At 69.7% G+C, this 16,000-nt stretch carries 16 protein-coding genes and 1 pseudogene; 3 read left to right on the top strand and 14 right to left on the bottom strand.

What is annotated here, in order from left to right; translation table 11 throughout:
- Positions 1-114: 114 nt before the first annotated feature.
- The 13 genes from RISW2_RS04090 to secG form a co-directional block, all read right to left on the bottom strand.
- Positions 115-1,449 (bottom strand): glutamine synthetase family protein, encoded by a 1,335-nt coding sequence (locus RISW2_RS04090; RefSeq protein WP_043767380.1) that lies wholly within the window; start codon positions 1,447-1,449, stop codon positions 115-117.
- A 113-nt stretch (positions 1,450-1,562) separates the two neighbouring features.
- On the bottom strand, positions 1,563-2,369 hold the full coding sequence (locus RISW2_RS04085; protein WP_043767079.1) for an ABC transporter permease: 807 nt from the start codon (positions 2,367-2,369) through the stop codon (positions 1,563-1,565).
- Between the two features lie 97 nt (positions 2,370-2,466).
- Positions 2,467-3,351: an ABC transporter permease gene (locus RISW2_RS04080; protein ID WP_043767077.1), complete on the bottom strand. Its 885-nt coding sequence runs from the start codon at positions 3,349-3,351 to the stop codon at positions 2,467-2,469.
- Positions 3,352-3,403: 52 nt separating this feature from the next.
- Positions 3,404-4,129 (bottom strand): transporter substrate-binding domain-containing protein, encoded by a 726-nt coding sequence (locus tag RISW2_RS04075; protein ID WP_043767076.1) that lies wholly within the window; start codon positions 4,127-4,129, stop codon positions 3,404-3,406.
- A gap of 63 nt (positions 4,130-4,192) precedes the next feature.
- A complete protein-coding gene (locus RISW2_RS04070; RefSeq protein ID WP_043767074.1) occupies positions 4,193-4,966 on the bottom strand; it encodes an ABC transporter ATP-binding protein in 774 nt (257 codons plus the stop codon).
- A 147-nt stretch (positions 4,967-5,113) separates the two neighbouring features.
- A complete protein-coding gene (locus tag RISW2_RS04065; RefSeq protein WP_043767073.1) occupies positions 5,114-5,560 on the bottom strand; it encodes a tellurite resistance TerB family protein in 447 nt (148 codons plus the stop codon).
- A 55-nt stretch (positions 5,561-5,615) separates the two neighbouring features.
- Positions 5,616-6,029 carry a TerB family tellurite resistance protein gene (locus RISW2_RS04060; protein WP_051491790.1) on the bottom strand — a complete coding sequence of 138 codons (414 nt, stop codon included), beginning with the start codon at positions 6,027-6,029 and terminating at the stop codon, positions 5,616-5,618.
- Positions 6,030-6,193: 164 nt separating this feature from the next.
- Entirely contained in the window at positions 6,194-6,976 is a 783-nt protein-coding gene (locus RISW2_RS04055; RefSeq protein ID WP_043767071.1) for a 23S rRNA (adenine(2030)-N(6))-methyltransferase RlmJ, read from the bottom strand.
- 45 nt (positions 6,977-7,021) lie between these two features.
- On the bottom strand, positions 7,022-7,336 hold the full coding sequence (gene cutA, locus RISW2_RS04050; RefSeq protein WP_043767069.1) for a divalent-cation tolerance protein CutA: 315 nt from the start codon (positions 7,334-7,336) through the stop codon (positions 7,022-7,024).
- A complete protein-coding gene (locus RISW2_RS04045) occupies positions 7,333-8,001 on the bottom strand; it encodes a DUF2306 domain-containing protein (RefSeq protein WP_244437505.1) in 669 nt (222 codons plus the stop codon). Before RISW2_RS04045 ends, cutA begins: the two co-directional genes overlap by 4 nt.
- A gap of 20 nt (positions 8,002-8,021) precedes the next feature.
- Positions 8,022-8,642 (bottom strand): polysaccharide deacetylase family protein, encoded by a 621-nt coding sequence (locus RISW2_RS23420; RefSeq protein ID WP_051491789.1) that lies wholly within the window; start codon positions 8,640-8,642, stop codon positions 8,022-8,024.
- Positions 8,643-9,604: 962 nt separating this feature from the next.
- Entirely contained in the window at positions 9,605-11,248 is a 1,644-nt protein-coding gene (locus RISW2_RS04035; protein ID WP_043767066.1) for a CTP synthase, read from the bottom strand.
- 220 nt (positions 11,249-11,468) lie between these two features.
- Positions 11,469-11,849, bottom strand: a complete 381-nt coding sequence (gene secG, locus RISW2_RS04030) for a preprotein translocase subunit SecG (RefSeq protein ID WP_043767063.1) — start codon at positions 11,847-11,849, stop codon at positions 11,469-11,471.
- Positions 11,850-12,023: 174 nt separating this feature from the next.
- Here secG and RISW2_RS04025 point away from each other — a divergent pair, with 174 nt between their 5' ends.
- The gene (locus RISW2_RS04025) at positions 12,024-13,316 is read left to right on the top strand and encodes an adenylosuccinate synthase (RefSeq protein ID WP_043767060.1); all 1,293 of its coding nucleotides are present in this window, start codon (positions 12,024-12,026) and stop codon (positions 13,314-13,316) included.
- Complete coding sequence (locus tag RISW2_RS04020; RefSeq protein ID WP_043767057.1) at positions 13,316-13,546, top strand: DUF2842 domain-containing protein; 231 nt, start codon at positions 13,316-13,318, stop codon at positions 13,544-13,546. The genes RISW2_RS04025 and RISW2_RS04020 overlap by 1 nt, the downstream gene beginning before the upstream one ends.
- Positions 13,547-13,553: 7 nt before the next feature.
- Here RISW2_RS04020 and RISW2_RS04015 read toward each other — a convergent pair whose 3' ends face one another.
- Entirely contained in the window at positions 13,554-14,234 is a 681-nt protein-coding gene (locus RISW2_RS04015; RefSeq protein WP_043767054.1) for a thiamine diphosphokinase, read from the bottom strand.
- Between the two features lie 139 nt (positions 14,235-14,373).
- Here RISW2_RS04015 and RISW2_RS04010 point away from each other — a divergent pair.
- Positions 14,374-16,000, top strand: a pseudogene (locus RISW2_RS04010) (hypothetical protein); the annotation flags it as partial.

Raw genomic sequence — 16,000 nt, 5'->3', positions numbered from 1 at the left:
AGGCTCCGGCCGCGCCCCGGGCCTACCGCCCCATCTTCTTCTTGGCGGAAATATCCCGGGGAGTGTGAGGGGCTGGCCCCTCACGTCCCCGGGGCGGGTCCGGGCGCAGGCGGCTCAGACCGTGTCGAGGTAGATCGTCACCTGTTCCGCCGGCGAGAGCTCGTTCATGTAGTGCACCTCCTGCCGCTTCGTCAGGAGCAGGTTCCGGATCAGCTCCTCGGAGAAGATCCGCGGCACGACCGTGCTCTTCTCGAAGGCGTCGATGGCCGAGGACCAGTCGCCCGGGATGTGTCTCAGGCCCTGGGCATAGGCGTTGCCGGTGATGGGCTCGGGGGGCTCCTCGCGATCCTCGATCCCGTTCAGCGCCGCCCCGAGGATCGCCGTCAGCAGCAGGTAGGGGTTCACGTCGCCGCCCGCGACCCGGTGCTCGATCCGCCGCGCCTTGGGATTGCCCGAGGGGATGCGGATGGCCGAGGTGCGGTTCTCGTAGGCCCAGGAGATGCCCGTGGGCGCGTGGGATTCCGGCACCAGCCGGTCGTAGCTGTTGAGGTGCGGGGCGAAGATCAGCGTCGAATCGTGCATCGCCGACAGGCATCCCTGCACCGCGTGGCGCAGCGTGTCGGTGCCCTTCGGGCCGCCGTCGTCGAAGATGTTGCGCCCCTGCGCGTCGAGCACCGAGAAATGCGTGTGCAGGCCGGACCCGGGATAATCCTCGTAGGGCTTCGCCATGAAGGAGGCGGCGAAGCCGTGGCGCCGGGCGAGGCCCTTCACCAGCATCTTGAAGAGCCACGCGTCGTCCGCCGCGCGCAGCGCGTCGTCGCCATGCATCAGGTTGATCTCGAACTGGCCGAGCCCCGCCTCCGAGATCGCGGTGTCGGCGGGAATGTCCATCGCCTCGCACGCGTCGTAGAGGTCGGTGAAGAAGAGGTCGAACTGGTCGAGCGCGCGGATCGACATGGTCTCTGCCGCCTTGCGGCGCTTGCCCGAGCGCGGGCTGACCGGGACCTCGAGGTTGCGTCCCGAATCGTCGATCAGGAAGAATTCGAGCTCCACGGCCACGACCGGAGTGAGCCCCTGCGCCTTGTAGCGGTCGATCACGCGGCGCAGCGCGTGGCGCGGGTCGCCGTCGAACGGGCGGCCGTCGTCGCGGAACATCCAGATCGGCAGAAGCGCGGTCGGCGCCTCGAGCCACGGCATGGGCAGGAAGCCGCGTTCGGTCGGCCAGAGGATGCCGTCGCGGTCGCCGCTCTCGAACACGAGCGGGCTGTCGTCGATGTCCTCGCCCCAGATGTCGAGGTTCAGCACCGAGAGCGGAAAGCGCGTGCCGTCCTCGAGCACCTTCTCCGCGAAGCGCGAGGGCACCCGCTTGCCGCGCGGCTGGGCGTTGAGATCCGCGGCCGCGACGCGGATCGTGCGTACCTGCGGGTTCTTGCGCAGGAAATTCTTCATCGGGGCGGAAACGAACATCGAAACACCGGAGGGGCAAAGGTCAGGTTAATTTGATCAAATTACGGATAACGGGCCGCGACGCGTCTGGCAAGGGGGGCAGGTGCCGCCGGGGCTCAGCGCACGATCTGCGGGCGCAGGCGCATCCGCGGGCGCGTGCCCTGCGGCAGGTGCCGGTTCAGGCGCCGGTTGACCAGTCCGAAGAGGCCGATGATCGCGAGCGTCAGCAGGATGAAGTAGAAGGCGAGGATCGGGTAGGGCACGAACGGGTTGAAGGTCTTGTCGGCGAAGTAGTTCGCGTAATAGAGCGCGTCGCCCTGCTGCTGCCGCGCCGGGAAGCCCGAGAAGAAGACGAGCGCCGTGGCATGGAAGAGGAAGATCGCCTCGTTGGTGTAGGCGGGCCAGGCGAGGCGCAGCATGGTGGGCCAGGTGATGCGCCGGAACTTCCTCCAGCCCGAGAAGCCGTAGGCATCGGCCGCCTCGAGATCGCCCTTCGGCACCGACAGGAGCGCGCCGTAGAAGATCTCGCCCGAATAGGCGGCGGTGTTCAGGAACAGCACGATCAGCGCGCCGAGCCAGGCCGAGGTGAACGGGTCGAAGAACGGGTAGGCCGACTTGAGCGACAGGAACGCGAAGTAGGCGAAGAAGAACTGGATGAAGAGCGGCGAGCCGCGGAAGACGAAGATGAACCATTCCGAGGGCTTGCGCAAAAGCGGATGCGCCGACGCCTTGCCGAGCGCAACCGCTGTGGCGAGGACGAAGCCGCTGACGAGCGCTACCGCCCCGAAATAGATGTTCCAGAGCATCCCCGAGCCGATCAGCGTGAACTGCTGGCAGACGGTGAAGTCCGTCCGCGGCAGCAGGCGTTCGCCGAAGCCGAGGCTGCGGAAGGCGTAGTCCGCGATGGTCTCCCAGCAGCTCATGCCCGGGCGTCCTTTCCTGCGGCGCGGTCGGGCCGTGGATATTTGTGCCAAGAAGAAGCGGGGGGGCGGGGCGCGGGGCCGGGCGTTCGGGCATGGGTCATGCGGCGGCCTTTCGCTGTGCCTCGCCCGCGAGCGTGGCCTGGCCGTGCGTCAGCCGGACCATGAGCCGCGACAGCACGATCTCGGAGACGCGCGTGAAGCCGAGGTAGAAGACGAGGAGCGCGAGGAAGTACCACATGCGCCAGTCGCCGTGCGGGTAGGCGGTGAATTGCGGCGTCTTGGTGCCGCCGAGGTCGCGCGCCCAGTAGACGATGTCCTCGACGCCGAGCAGGAACAGGAGCGGCGTCGCCTTGATCAGCACCATCCAGAGGTTCGAGAGCCCGGGCAGCGCGTAGACCCACATCTGCGGCACGAGAATGCGCCAGAAGGTCTGCCGCGCCGTCATGCCGTAGGCCTCGGCGGTCTCGATCTGGGCCCGCGGCACCGCGCGCATGGCGCCGAAGAGCACGTTCGCGGCGAAGGCGCCGAAGACGATGGCGAAGGTCACGACGGCGAGCAAGAAGCCGTAGACCTCGTGCATCCATTGCGGCGCGGTCGAGAGCGGCAGCTTGGCCGCGGCGCAGACCACGAAATCCGAGCCCTGCCGGATCGGCTGGTCCCAGTCGGGGCACTTCACCTGGTGGCGGAGCCATTCGAACGCCTGGTCGAGCGCGATCACGAAGAAGAGGAAGAACGCGATGTCGGGCACGCCCCGGACGAGCGCGATGTAGACGCGCCCGATGCCGCTGACGAGCCAGAGGCGCGAGCGCGCAGCGACCGCGCCGAGGAACCCGAATGCGAGTGCCGTGGGCGCGGTGACGGCGAGCAGCAGCAGGACGGTGCCGAAGGCGCCGTAGAACGCCACGTGCTTGCCCGTGGTCAGGTAGCACGCCATCCACGCGGCGCGGTTCAGCGTCTCGGGGTCGGTGCAGAAGGCGAACATGGGAATACCGCGCGGGCAGGCAGGGGGGCGGGGCGAACCCCGCCCGGTGCGATCAGTAAGTGCCGACCTCGTCGCCGAACCACTTGACGAGCAGCTCGTTCAGCGTGCCGTCCTCCTTCATCGACCCGATGGCCGCGTCGAAGGTCGCCTTGAGCTCGGCATCGCTCTCGCGCAGGCCCATGCCCACGCCGCCGCCCAGCGGCACGCGGTCGCCGACGAAGGTCAGCTCGCCGCCAGAGGCGTCGACGATGGGCTTGAGGTAGTCGTAGTCCGCGAAGACCGCGTCGGCCTCGCCGTTGCGCACCGCCGCGATGGTCTCCTCCGGGGTGGCGAACTCGATCAGCGCCGCGCCGCTCTCGGCCACGTGCGCGGCCTGGATGGTCGCCGCCTGCGCCGAGACGACGCCGGCGGTGACGTCCGCGTCGGCCATGGTCGAGACATAGGCGCTTTCCGTCGGCGGGTAGTAGTTCTGCGTGAAGTCGATGACCTCCTCGCGCTCGTCGGTGATCGACATGCCGGCCATGATCGTGTCGTAGTTGCCCGAGACGAGGTTCGGGATGATCGAATCCCACTCGTTCGTCACCCACTCGCAGGTCAGTTCCGCGCGCGCGCAGAGCTCGTTGCCGAGCTCGATCTCGAAGCCGTCGACCGCGCCCGAGTCGTTGATGAAGTTGTACGGGGGGTAGGCGCCCTCGGTGCCCATGCGGATCACGTCCTGGGCGAAGGCGGTGCCGGCGGTCAGCGCGACGGCGGCGGTCACGAATGCGAGTTTCTTCATGGTGGACTCCCTGTCTTTCTTTCTTTTTCGGGTTCGGGTCGGTGATGCGGGCGGGCCGCCCTTTCAGCCCTGCGTCGAGGAGAGGAAACCGCGCAGCCGTTCGGAGCGCGGCGCGCCGAACAGCGTCTCGGGCGGGCCTTCTTCCTCGATCAGGCCCTGGTGCAGGAACACGACGTGATCGGACACGTCGCGCGCCATCTTCATGTCGTGGGTGACGAGGATCATGGTCCGGCCCTCCTCGGCCAGCGCCTTGATCACGCGCACGACCTCCTGTTCGAGCTCGGGGTCGAGCGCCGAGGTCGGCTCGTCGAAGAGGATCGCCTCGGGTTCCATGCAGAGTGCCCGCGCGATCGCCGCACGCTGCTGCTGTCCGCCCGAGAGCTGAGCAGGGTAGGCGTCGCACTTCGCGCCGATGCCGACCTTGTCGAGATATTCGCGCGCCTTTTCCTCGACCTCGTCGCGGGGCCGGCCCATCACGGTGACCGGCGCCTCCATCACGTTCTGCAGGATGGTGAGGTGGGACCAGAGGTTGAACTGCTGGAACACCATCGCGAGCCGGGTTCGGATGCGGATCACCTGCTTCTGGTCCGCCGGTCGGCGCGCCCCGTCGAAGCCGCGCCAGGTGACGGGTTCGCCCTTGAAGACGATCTCGCCCTGCTGGCTGTCCTCGAGCAGGTTCGCGCAGCGCAGCAGCGTCGACTTTCCCGAGCCCGACGACCCGATCAGCGACACGACATCGCCGCGGGAGGCGGTGATGTCGACGCCCTTGAGAACCTCGAGAGCGCCGTAGCGCTTGTGAAGATCACGGATCGCGATGACGGGCGGGCTGGCGGTCACGAGTTCTCTGTCTGGCTAGGGGCGCGGTCGGCTGCGACAGAGAATGGAGGGAATGTTCCGGGCAATGCAACGTGCAAAGCGGGGGATCCGGGCGCGGATCCGCCGCTCCGGAGGCATTTCAGCCCGATTCGGCGCCGTTCCGTGGCGTCACGCGTCCCGTCCGGCCTGCACCCGCTGACGCGCCAGCGCGCTGTCGCGGTCGCTGACGCCGAGGAGGCTCGAGACCAGCCGGAGGAGGGAATCCTCCTCGGGATCGCGCACGCCGTCAGCCAGCACCACCGACCAGAGCGCCTCGATCACGGCGGTGCGGTGCTCGTAGTCCACCGCGTCCTTGATCGCCCGGGTGAAGCGCACGGTGTCGGGCGCCTCGGCCTCGAGGGCCTCCGCGTCGCCGCGGAGCGTCTCGGCGTCCTCGGGAGAGAGCCCGTAGCGGGCGGCGGCGATGCGGTCGATGCGGGCCCGTTCGGCGGCATCGTAGTCGCCGTCAGAGCGCGCCACGCGCACGAGGAGCGCGGTCAGCGCGAGACGCGCGTCGGCATCGGGCAGCGGGCGCGGGTTCGGCGCGACGAGGCGGGAGAGGAAATCAGCGAACATGTCGGCACATATAAGGCGGCAGCGGCCGGCAGCAATCCGCGGGAGGCGCGCAACGTCAGTTAAGCGGCGCCAGCGTCTCGTCGCCGAGGCCGAGCCCCCGTGACAGGGCGGCCGCCGCCGCCTCGTTGCGCGTCTCCGCGGTGCTGCCCGCGAGCGCCCAGAGGCATTGCGCGAGCGCCGCGCGTTCCGCCGCGCAGACATGGGCCTGCACCAGCCGCATGTAGGCGGGGCCGTCGGGCAGGCGGCGCGCCACGTCCTCGCAGGCGCGCCGCATTTCCGCGGCCTCGCTCCTGGTCAGGTCGTAGCGGCGGGCCAGGACCTCGTCGATGCGGTCGGCGGCGGGCAGGAGCGCCGCGAGCTCCTCGCGCGCCATCAGCACGAGGAGCGCGCCGAGCGCGAGCGGCGTGTCGGCCGGGTCGAGCCAGGCTGCGTCCGGGTGCGAGGCCCAAAGGATGAGGCGCGCGGACATGGGCTCAGCCGCGCCGTAGGGCGTCCCGGGCGGTGCCGGTGCCGGAGGCGCGGTGCGCCGGGCGACACGTTGTCATGGCTGGATCTCCTCGTCCATCGTCCAAGATTGGCGAAGCCGTGGCCGCTTGTCCATGCCCGTATGGGGGACAGCGCGCGCCCGGCCGCTCAGCCCGCCGCGCCGGCGAAGGCCTGGCCGAGCCGGCGCGCGGCCGCGTCGAGCCCGTAGGGCGGGCGGGTCACGAACATCCCCGAGCCCACCATGCGGTGCCCCTCGCGCACCGGGGGAAAGCGCACCTCGTGGCGCAGCGCGTCCGGGAACGCGGCCTCGAGATCGGCCATCATCGTCCCGTGGCGCGGGTCGGACAGGATCGGGTACCACAGCGCGAGGATGCCCACGTTCCAGGATTTCGCGATGCGCTTCAGGGCCTTGGGGACCTCGTCATAGTCTGCCGGGCGCTCCCACGAGGGATCGCAGAGCAGGAGCCCGCGGCGCGGCTCGGGCGGCGCGAGGGACAGCGCGAGCGCGAGCCCGTCGGCCTTCTGCAGGGAAACGTTGCGCCCGGACACGGCCTCTGCAAGTGCCGCGTGTTCGGCCGGATGCAGCTCGGCCAGGTGCAGCCGGTCGGTCGGGCGCAGGAGCGCCTGCGCGATGAGCGGGGATCCGGGATAGGCGTCCCGGCCGTGGCGGGCGCGGATTTGGGCGAGCACGCGGGTGTAGGGATGGTCCTGCGGGAACCAGCCGAGCGCGCGGGCGATTCCCTGCTGCGCCTCGCCGGTCTTGCGCGACGCCGCGCCGGAAAGGTCGTAAAGTCCCCGTCCGGCGTGGGTTTCGATGTAGGTGAGGGGCTTCTCCTTGCGTGTCAGGTAGTCCAGCATCTCCGACAGGAGCGCGTGCTTGTGCACGTCGGCGAGGTTCCCGGCATGGTAGGCGTGCTGGTAGGACAGCATGGCTGGCTTCCGTATGGCTTCGGTATGGCTTCGGGCCGGCGCCGCTCAGGGGGCGACGCTGTCCGCGATCCAGGCGAGATAGCCCGCGGAGCCCTCGGACACCACATGCGACCAGAGCGCCGGCTCGTCGTAGGGATGGGCCTTGAGGATGAGGGCGGCGAGCGCCGGATAGCCCGCGCGCGTGGTCTTGAAGAGGAGCCGCCACTCGCGGTCCTCCTGCACGCCCTCCCACGTGTAGACCGACGCGATCTCGGAGATCTGCACGCAGGCGGCGCGCCGCTCGGTCACCGCAAGGCGGGCGAGGGCGCGGGCACTGTCCGCGTCGGGCAGCGTGGTGAACACGGCGAGGATGTCGGTCATCGGGTGCTCCGTCTGAGCCAGAGTTCGAGGAGGAGGAGGTAGGGCAGGTAGAAGCCCACGAAATTCGCGAGGTCGAAGGGTCCGGTGAAGTCCGGCGTCGATCCCGCGCCCCCGGTCGCCGCATACCAGACCCAGTAGTGCAGCCGGTAGAGGAACGAGCCCACCGCGAGGACCGCGAGCCGCAGCGCCCAGGCGCGGTGGGCCGCGAGGTTCCGGTCGAGCGCGTGGTAGACGGCGTTCGCCGCCGCGACGAGGAGGAGCACGCCGTAGAGCGCGAAGCCCGCCGACATGAGCGGCCCGCCGATCGTGCCGCGCAGCCCGATGTAGCCGAGCCCGAACGTCCCCGTCACCGCGGCGAGCGCCAGGATGACGTAGCCGAGCCGCCGGTGCAGCCGCGCGCCGCCCCGCCGCGTCGCGGGCAGGAGCTGGAGCGGCGCGAGCAGCGTCAGGAGCGCGCCCGCAGCCATGTGCCCGAAGATCAGGACCGTCGGCAGGGGCGTGGTGAAGAACCGCGTCTGCCCCGAGAGGTCGGCCGACAGCCCGCGCAGCCCGAACGCCGCCGCGTGGAGCACGAAGGGCAGGGCGAGGAGCGTCAGGGCGAGGATCGCGAGGGTCGGCGCGCGCGGCATGGCGCGGAGGATGGGGCGCGGGGGCGTGCTCGGCAAGGCGGGGGCGGCGCTTTCGCTCAGATCTCGGTCGGCGCGCCGAAGCCCGTGCCGGGCAGGCCGCGGATGCGCCCGAGGAAGGCGTCGAAATGCGCGGCCGTGGTCTTGTGGATGTCGTGGGCGATCACCACCGATTCCGTGCGCGCGCGGACCTGGTCGAGCCCGTGCTGCACCCACTTGTCGGGCTTGTAGGCGCGGTTCCAGTCGAGCGTGTCGACCGACCACAGGATGGTGCGGTAGCCCATCTCGGCCGCGACCCGGTCGACGGTGGCATTGTGCGCGCCGTAGGGCGGGCGAAAGAGCGTGGTGCCGCCGGGATGGTCCGCGATCGCGTCGCGGGTGCGGGCAAGCTCGTCGCGGATCGTGGCCGCCGGCTGCCGCGCGAGGTTCGGATGCGTCCAGGTGTGGTTGCCGACCAGGTGCCCCGCCCCGGCCATCTCCGCGAGGAGCCCCGGATGCGCGCGGGCATTGCGCCCGATGACGAAGAAGACCGCCCGCACGCCGTGGGCGTCGAGCGCGCGCAGGATGGTCGGCGTGTGTGCCGGATGCGGGCCGTCGTCGAGGGTGATCCAGACGGTCTTGCGCCCGCGCGCGAGGTAGCGCGGTTCGGCGGGCGCGGGATCCTGCGGGGCGTCGGGCATGGCGGGCACGTCCTCGGGGGGAAGCGACGCGGCCAGGATAGCACGGTCCGCGCGCGCTGGCGCGCGGGACGTTTCGGGACGGCGGCGGCGGGATCGCACGCCCGCCTTCCGCGTCAGTGGCAGTGCAGGGGGTTCGACCCGGCGTGGCAGCATTGTCCCGCCGGCGAGCTCTTGCGGCAGCCGCCGCTGTGCCCGACGAGCTTTGCGCCCGGCGCCGAAACGGTGGCCGGCCCCGCGGCCGGGACGGCGCCTGCGGGGAGTGCGAGTCCGAGGGTGATGGCGAGCATGGAAACGATCTTCAAGAATTCTCCGGAATTAATTGAATTTTAACCGTTTCCCGGTGAGCCGCGGGACGCAATCCTTCATCACGCCGAGTGCGAAATGGGTCGTGCCAATCGTGCGACTATTCGACGTGGCTCTTCGTGCTGCACCTGCCCATCACGTCTCGATAGGGGCCCTGTCCAGAATTTCCTGTGAACGTTCATCAATGTCCTGGCGGTGAAATACTTGTGCTTCCGAATGAACGATTTGTCCTTGTTGGCAAAACTGTGTCGTGAAGTCAGTTCAAGAGCCCATCCTGGACTATGGCCCACCAAAAGATGTCGTCCAATTGAACGACGGGCAGAGCGCTTTTCAGTGGAAAATGGACAATTTCGGCGTCATCCCAGTGACCACGCCCGGACCTGCAACGGTCTACGGAAGTAGCGGACCTGCTTCAATAAATACGGATTCCACATCCTACATCGCGTATGGCGACGAATGTATCTATACGCTGCTCGCGCGGGAAAGCAGGAACGATTGGGTCATCACGGGCTTCCGAAAACCCCGTCTGGCATGTGAATGACCATGAATTAAGGCTTTATGCGGCACTTTGTGGTCAACTGACACACGTTGACATTTCAGCGGGCACGCATTTCGTTTCTTGCTTCCGGTCGGCCTCGTTCGGTTTGCGGCCAGCAGCTTCACACCAGCCGCGAGACCTCTTTCGCCGCTCGCACGAAATCCCGGAACAGCGGGTGCGGGTCGAAGGGTTTCGACTTGAGTTCGGGATGGAACTGGACGCCGATGAACCAGGGGTGATCGGACCATTCCACGATCTCGGGCAGGCGGCCGTCGGGGGACATGCCGGAGAAGCAGAGGCCGGCTTCCTCGAGGGCCTTCTTGTAGGTGATATCCACCTCGTAGCGGTGGCGGTGGCGCTCGTCGATGGCGGTGGAGCCGTAGACCTGCGCCACGCGGCTGCCCTCGGACAGGACGGCGTCGTAGGCGCCGAGGCGCATGGTGCCGCCCTTGTCGTCGTCGGGGCGGCGGTTGACCTTGGCGTTGCCCTGCACCCATTCCTTGAGGTGGTAGACCACCGGCTCGAAGCGCTTCTTGCCGGCCTCGTGGTCGAATTCCTCGGACCCGGCGCGGGCGACGCCGGCGACGTTGCGGGCGGCCTCGATCACCGCCATCTGCATGCCGAGGCAGATGCCGAGATAGGGCACCTTGTGCAGGCGGGCGAACTCGGCCGCGCGGATCTTGCCCTCGGTGCCGCGCTCGCCGAAGCCGCCGGGCACGAGGATGGCGTGGAAGCCCGAGAGGTGGGCGGCGGGATCCTCGCGCTCGAAGATCTCGGCGTCGACCCACTGGATGTTGACCTTGACCCGGTTGGCGAGCCCGCCATGGGTGAGCGCCTCGGCGATGGACTTGTAGGCGTCCTCGAGCTGCGTGTACTTGCCGACGATGGCGACGTTGACCTCGCCCTCGGGGTTGTGGATGCGGTCCGACACGTCCTCCCACCGGCGCAGGTCGGGACGCGGGGCGGGGCTGATCTGGAAGGCGTCGAGCACCGCCTGGTCGAGCCCCTCGCGGTGATAGGCGAGCGGCGCGTCGTAGATCGACGACAGGTCCTGCGCGGCGATCACGCTGTCGGGGCGCACGTTGCAGAAGAGCGCGAGCTTTTCCCGTTCCTTCTGCGGGATCGGCCCCTCGGAGCGGCAGACGAGGATGTCGGGCGCGAGGCCGATGGAGCGCAGTTCCTTGACGGAATGCTGCGTCGGCTTGGTCTTCAGCTCGCCCGAGGCCTTGATGTAGGGCAGCAGCGTCAGGTGCATGAAGATGCACTGGCCGCGGGGCTTGTCCTGGCTGAACTGGCGGATCGCCTCGAAGAAGGGCAGGCCCTCGATGTCGCCGACGGTGCCGCCGATCTCGCAGAGCATGAAGTCGACCTCGTCCTCGCCGATGGAGATGAAGTCCTTGATCTCGTTGGTGACGTGCGGGATGACCTGGATCGTCTTGCCGAGGTAGTCGCCGCGGCGCTCCTTCTCGAGCACGTTCATGTAGATGCGGCCCGAGGAGATGGAATCGGTCTTGCGCGCCGGCACGCCGGTGAAGCGCTCGTAATGGCCGAGGTCGAGATCGGTCTCGGCGCCGTCGTCGGTGACGAAGACCTCGCCGTGCTCGAAGGGCGACATCGTGCCCGGATCGACGTTCAGGTAGGGGTCGAGCTTGCGCAGCCTGACCGAGAAGCCGCGCGCCTGCAGGAGCGCCCCGAGCGCGGCCGAGGCGAGCCCCTTGCCAAGCGAGGAGACCACACCGCCGGTGATGAAGATGAAACGTGCCATGTGCTCGAACCCCGTGATTCTCGTCTGCTCGGTCGATGCCGCGGCTGGGCTGGCACGCGGGATCACGGGATTCAAGCTATAGCGCAAGAGCCGCATCCCCGCAATACGGCCGCAAGATGTTGTTGCGCGCCAAGCCGCATCCCAAGGTGTTGTGATGAAGGGGACAGGTTCAGCCCGGACGCCGCCCGGCGTCCGGCAGGGACCGCCGATCGGGCGGCGGTCAGTCGGCGCGCGGCACCAAGGGTGCGTCGCCGTCGCCCGCATCGCCCGCCGACGGCGGGGGCAGCAGGCTGTCGGTGTCGATGCCGCCCGGGGCCGCACCGTCGTCCTCGCTCGCGCCGCCCGGGGTCAGCCGGTCCATGATCGAGCTGCCCGAGCTGTCGGCCGCGGCGAGAATGGTCAGCACCAGCGAGGTGCAGATGAAGGCCGCCGCGAGGAACCACGTCACCTTGCCCAGGGCCGTGGCCGCGCCGCGGGCGCTCATGACGCCGCCGCCGCCGCCGCCCATGCCGAGCCCGCCGCCTTCGGAGCGCTGCATCAGCACCACGCCGATCAGCGCGAGCGCGAGCAGCAGGTGGACGATGAGGATGACGTTCTCCATGGGGCGGGGCCTCTCGGTTGCTGCGGGCTATCTAGGGAAAATGTCGGGGCACCGCAAGGCGGGTGTCCGGCTGTGCGTGCGGTGCCGCGTCCGGGGCGGAAAACGGTTTCACCCCCGGACGCGCGCCTATATGAGGAGCGCGTTTGGAAGCCGCAGGCGGAAAGAGGTCAGCAGATGGCAAACGTGGTCGTCGTGGGCGCCCAGTGGGGCGACGAGGGCAAGGGCAAGATCGTCGACTGGCTGTCCGAGCGCGCCGACGTCATCGCGCGGTTCCAGGGCGGGCACAATGCCGGCCACACGCTGGTCGTGGGCGGCGTGGTCTACAAGCTGCACGCGCTGCCCTCGGGCGTGGTGCGCCGGGGCAAGCTCAGCGTGATCGGAAACGGCGTCGTGCTCGATCCCTGGCACCTTGTGAAGGAGATCGAGGGCATCCGTGCGCAGGGCGTCGAGATCACGCCCGAGACGCTGATGATCGCGGAGAACACGCCGCTGATCCTGCCGTTCCACGGCGAGCTCGACCGCGCGCGCGAAAGCCAGAACTCGGTCGCCAAGATCGGCACCACGGGCCGCGGCATCGGGCCCGCCTACGAGGACAAGGTGGGCCGGCGGGTGATCCGGGTCGCGGACCTGGCCGACGACCGCACGCTGGAACTGCGGGTGGACCGCGCGCTGGTGCACCACAACGCGCTGCGCTCGGGCCTCGGGCTCGACCCGGTGGACCGTGACGGGCTGATCGCGGAGCTGCGCGCGATCGCGCCCGAGATCCTGCAATATGCCGCGCCGGTCTGGAAGGTGCTGAACGAGAAGCGCCGCGCCGGCCGGCGCATCCTGTTCGAGGGAGCGCAGGGCGCGCTGCTCGACATCGATTTCGGCACCTATCCCTACGTGACCTCGTCGAACGTGATCGCGGGGCAGGCGGCGACCGGCACCGGCATCGGCCCGGGCGCCATCGATTTCGTGCTGGGCATCGTCAAGGCCTACACCACGCGGGTGGGCGAGGGGCCGTTCCCGACCGAGCTCGAGGACGAGGACGGCCAGCGGCTGGGGGAACGGGGTCACGAGTTCGGCACCACCACGGGCCGCAAGCGGCGCTGCGGCTGGTTCGACGCCTGCCTCGTGCGGCAGACCTGCGTGACCTCGGGCGTGACCGGCATCGCGCTGACCAAGCTCGACGTGCTGGACGGGTTCGAGACGATCCGCATCTGCACCGGCTACGAGCTGGACGGCGCGCGGATCGACTACCTGCCGACGGCGGCCGAGGCGCAGGCGCGCTGCGTGCCGATCTACGAGGAGATGCCGGGCTGGTCGCAGTCGACCGAGGGCGCGCGCAGCTGGGCCGACCTGCCGGCCGAGGCGATCAAGTATGTCCGCCGGGTGGAGGAGCTGATCGAGTGCCCGGTGGCGCTGCTGTCGACCTCGCCGGAACGTGATGACACGATCCTCGTCACCGATCCATTTGCGGATTGATGCCGGACCTGACGCACAAGACCCGCCGCCGCCTCGCCCTGCTCGTGCTGGTCGTGGGGCTGCCGCTCTACATCGTGATCGCCTCGTCGGTGGTCACGATGTTCGAGCGCCCGCCGATCCTCGTGGAACTGCTGATCTACGTGGTTCTGGGCGTGCTCTGGGCGCTGCCCTTGCGGTTCGTGTTCAAGGGCGTCGGGCGCGAGCCGCCGCCGGACGACCCGCAGGGCTGATGTCCGTCTAGGGGGCGGGCCAGCGCGGCGCAGCGACCAGTGCGCGCGCCAGCGCGGGCGCGCTGGCGACCGGCAGCATGAGCAGGAGACGCGGCACGTCGGGCGCGAGCGTGACGGGGCCCAGGGCCTCGTTCGAGGTGCCGGTGATGCCGTCGGGCGCGAGCGTCAGCCCGTCGATCGGCCATTTCAGCCCGCGGGAACGGCCGGTCGCCGCGGCGAGCGGCCAGAGCGACACGCGCGTGCCGGGCGTGAGATCGAGGTCGAGGACCGGCGGCACCAGCGCCACCGCGTCGTCGGGCCCGACCAGCAGGCAGGGCCGGTGCGGGTGGCGGGCGAGCGTGTTCAGCACCGCGAGCGAATGGTCGAGCCGGGCGCCGAGGAAACCGTGCGCCTCGACCAGAGGGGCCGCGACCGAGCGCAGGCACTTGTCGAAATCGGTGGTGTCCTGCTCGTCGATGCGGTGCACGCGGTCGGGCGGGAGCCGGGCGAGCGCGGCCTCGGACACCGAATCGAGATCGCCGATCAGGGCATCGGGCACGCGGCCGAGCGCCAGCAGCCGGTCGGCGCCACCGTCCGCCGCGATTGCGGTCGAAAGGCGGTCGAGCGCCGCCGACAGTGTCGCATCTTCGCACGCTCCGCCGCCCACGAGCAGGACCGTTTCGGCGCTCTCAACAATCAGGGACTTCATGGCGCATTAATGGCCGGCTGAGACAACCACCACAATCCGGTCATGAAATGATACGGTGCACGGCACAGATTCGTGCCGCTTTGGTCGCGCTCATCATGATAAACGGTGTGTTGCGAAAAGGCTGAAGGTGGGTTGCGACATGGTCAGTTCCAGCAAGATTCTTACGGTGTCCTACGGGACGTTCTCCTGCACGCTGGAGGGTTTCGACGATTCGTTCGACACGATGAAGGCCATCGCGGAATATTTCCGGGATCTTGCCCGGGATGACCGGTATTTCGGGGCCGAGCCGCCGACGCCCGACGCCGAGATGCTGGCGCGGATCGCCGAGCGCGAGATCGCCCGCCGCGTCGAGGCGCGCGTCCAGGACGGCGCGGTGGTGCTGCGGGCCTCGGGGGACCGGGCAGGGGGCCAGGCGATGACGGCGCTCGCCGCCGCCTCGGGCTTCGGCGGCACGCCGGCGGCACCGGCCGCGGCGCCTGCTCCTGCTCCTGCGGCTGCCGCCGAGGCGCCGGATGCGGGCGAGCCCGAGGCGCCGGCGGAAGCGGCGCCCCTGCCGGAGGTCCCGGAGGACACGGACGCGGAGGCGGTGCCGATGCCGGCAGCCGCGCCCCAGGCCGAGCCCGCGAGCGTCGCGGAGAAGCTGAAGCGCATCCGCGCCGTCGTGTCGACGGCCCCCGCGCAATATACCGAGGACGAACATGCCGAGCTGCCCGAGCCCGTGCCTGCGGCCGTGGCGCCCTCGGCGGACGCCGACGCCGGCGACGACGACGCGCTTGCCGGGGCGATCGCGGGCCTGATGGCGGACGAGACCGTGCCGCCCGTGGCCGAAGCCGCCTCCGAGGATGCACCCGACGACGCGGACGAGGCGCCCGCGACGCCGCGCGTGCAGGTCCTGAAGGTGAAGCGCGCCGATTTCGACGCGGCGGTCGCCGGTGGCCTGCTGGAGCAGGTGGACGAGGACGACGACGCGGACGCGGCGGAGACCGTGCCTGCGGCACCCCTCGCCGCTGCGAGCACGCTGTCCGACGAGGACGAGGCCGATCTGGCCCGCGAGCTGGCCGAGCTCGAGGCGGAGCTGGGCCGCGATGCAGCGGACGCGGCGGTCGCGCCGGAGGCCGAGGACGAGGACGAAGACGACGGTGCGGCGGCGTGGCTGGACGACGCCGACGGGGATGACGACGAGGCCGAGGACGCGGCGCTTGCCCGCGACGTGCGCGACACCTTCGGCGACGAGGCCGAGGACAGCGAGGACAGGCTGGCGCGCGAGATGAGCGACGCCTTCGCGGAGGACGACGCGGACGGCGATGCCTCCTTTGCCCGAGAGCTCGAGGCGGCGTTCGGCGCGGCCGCGGACGACGACGACGCGGAGACGGATCCGCGCGACCGCGCGGCGGCCGGGGCGGAGCTCGACGAGGAAGAGGAGGAGCTCGCCGCGGCGGCACGCGCGCTGACCGAGGACGACGACGCCGATCTCGACGCGGATGACGCGGCCTTCGAGCAGGCGCGGCGCACGGTGAAGCTCGCGAGCCCCGCGCGTGCCATGCTGACCGAGACCCAGATCGAGGACGACGAGGGGTCGGTGTCGCGGATCATGGACCGCACCGACAGCCAATTCCAGGAGCCCGAGGGCAACCGCCGCCGGTCGGCGATCGCGCACCTGCGGGCCGCCGTGGCCGCGGCGCGTGCGGATCGCCTGCTCGGCCGGCGCAAGTCCACCGAGGAGGAGGCGACGCCCTACCGCGAGGACCTCGCGACCGTGGTGCGCC

The sequence above is a fragment of the Roseivivax isoporae LMG 25204 genome, assembly GCF_000521865.1.
Lineage (GTDB): Bacteria > Pseudomonadota > Alphaproteobacteria > Rhodobacterales > Rhodobacteraceae > Roseivivax > Roseivivax isoporae.
The sequence above is the reverse complement of the archived record's forward strand: the minus strand, read 5'-3'. Positions and strand labels throughout refer to the sequence as shown.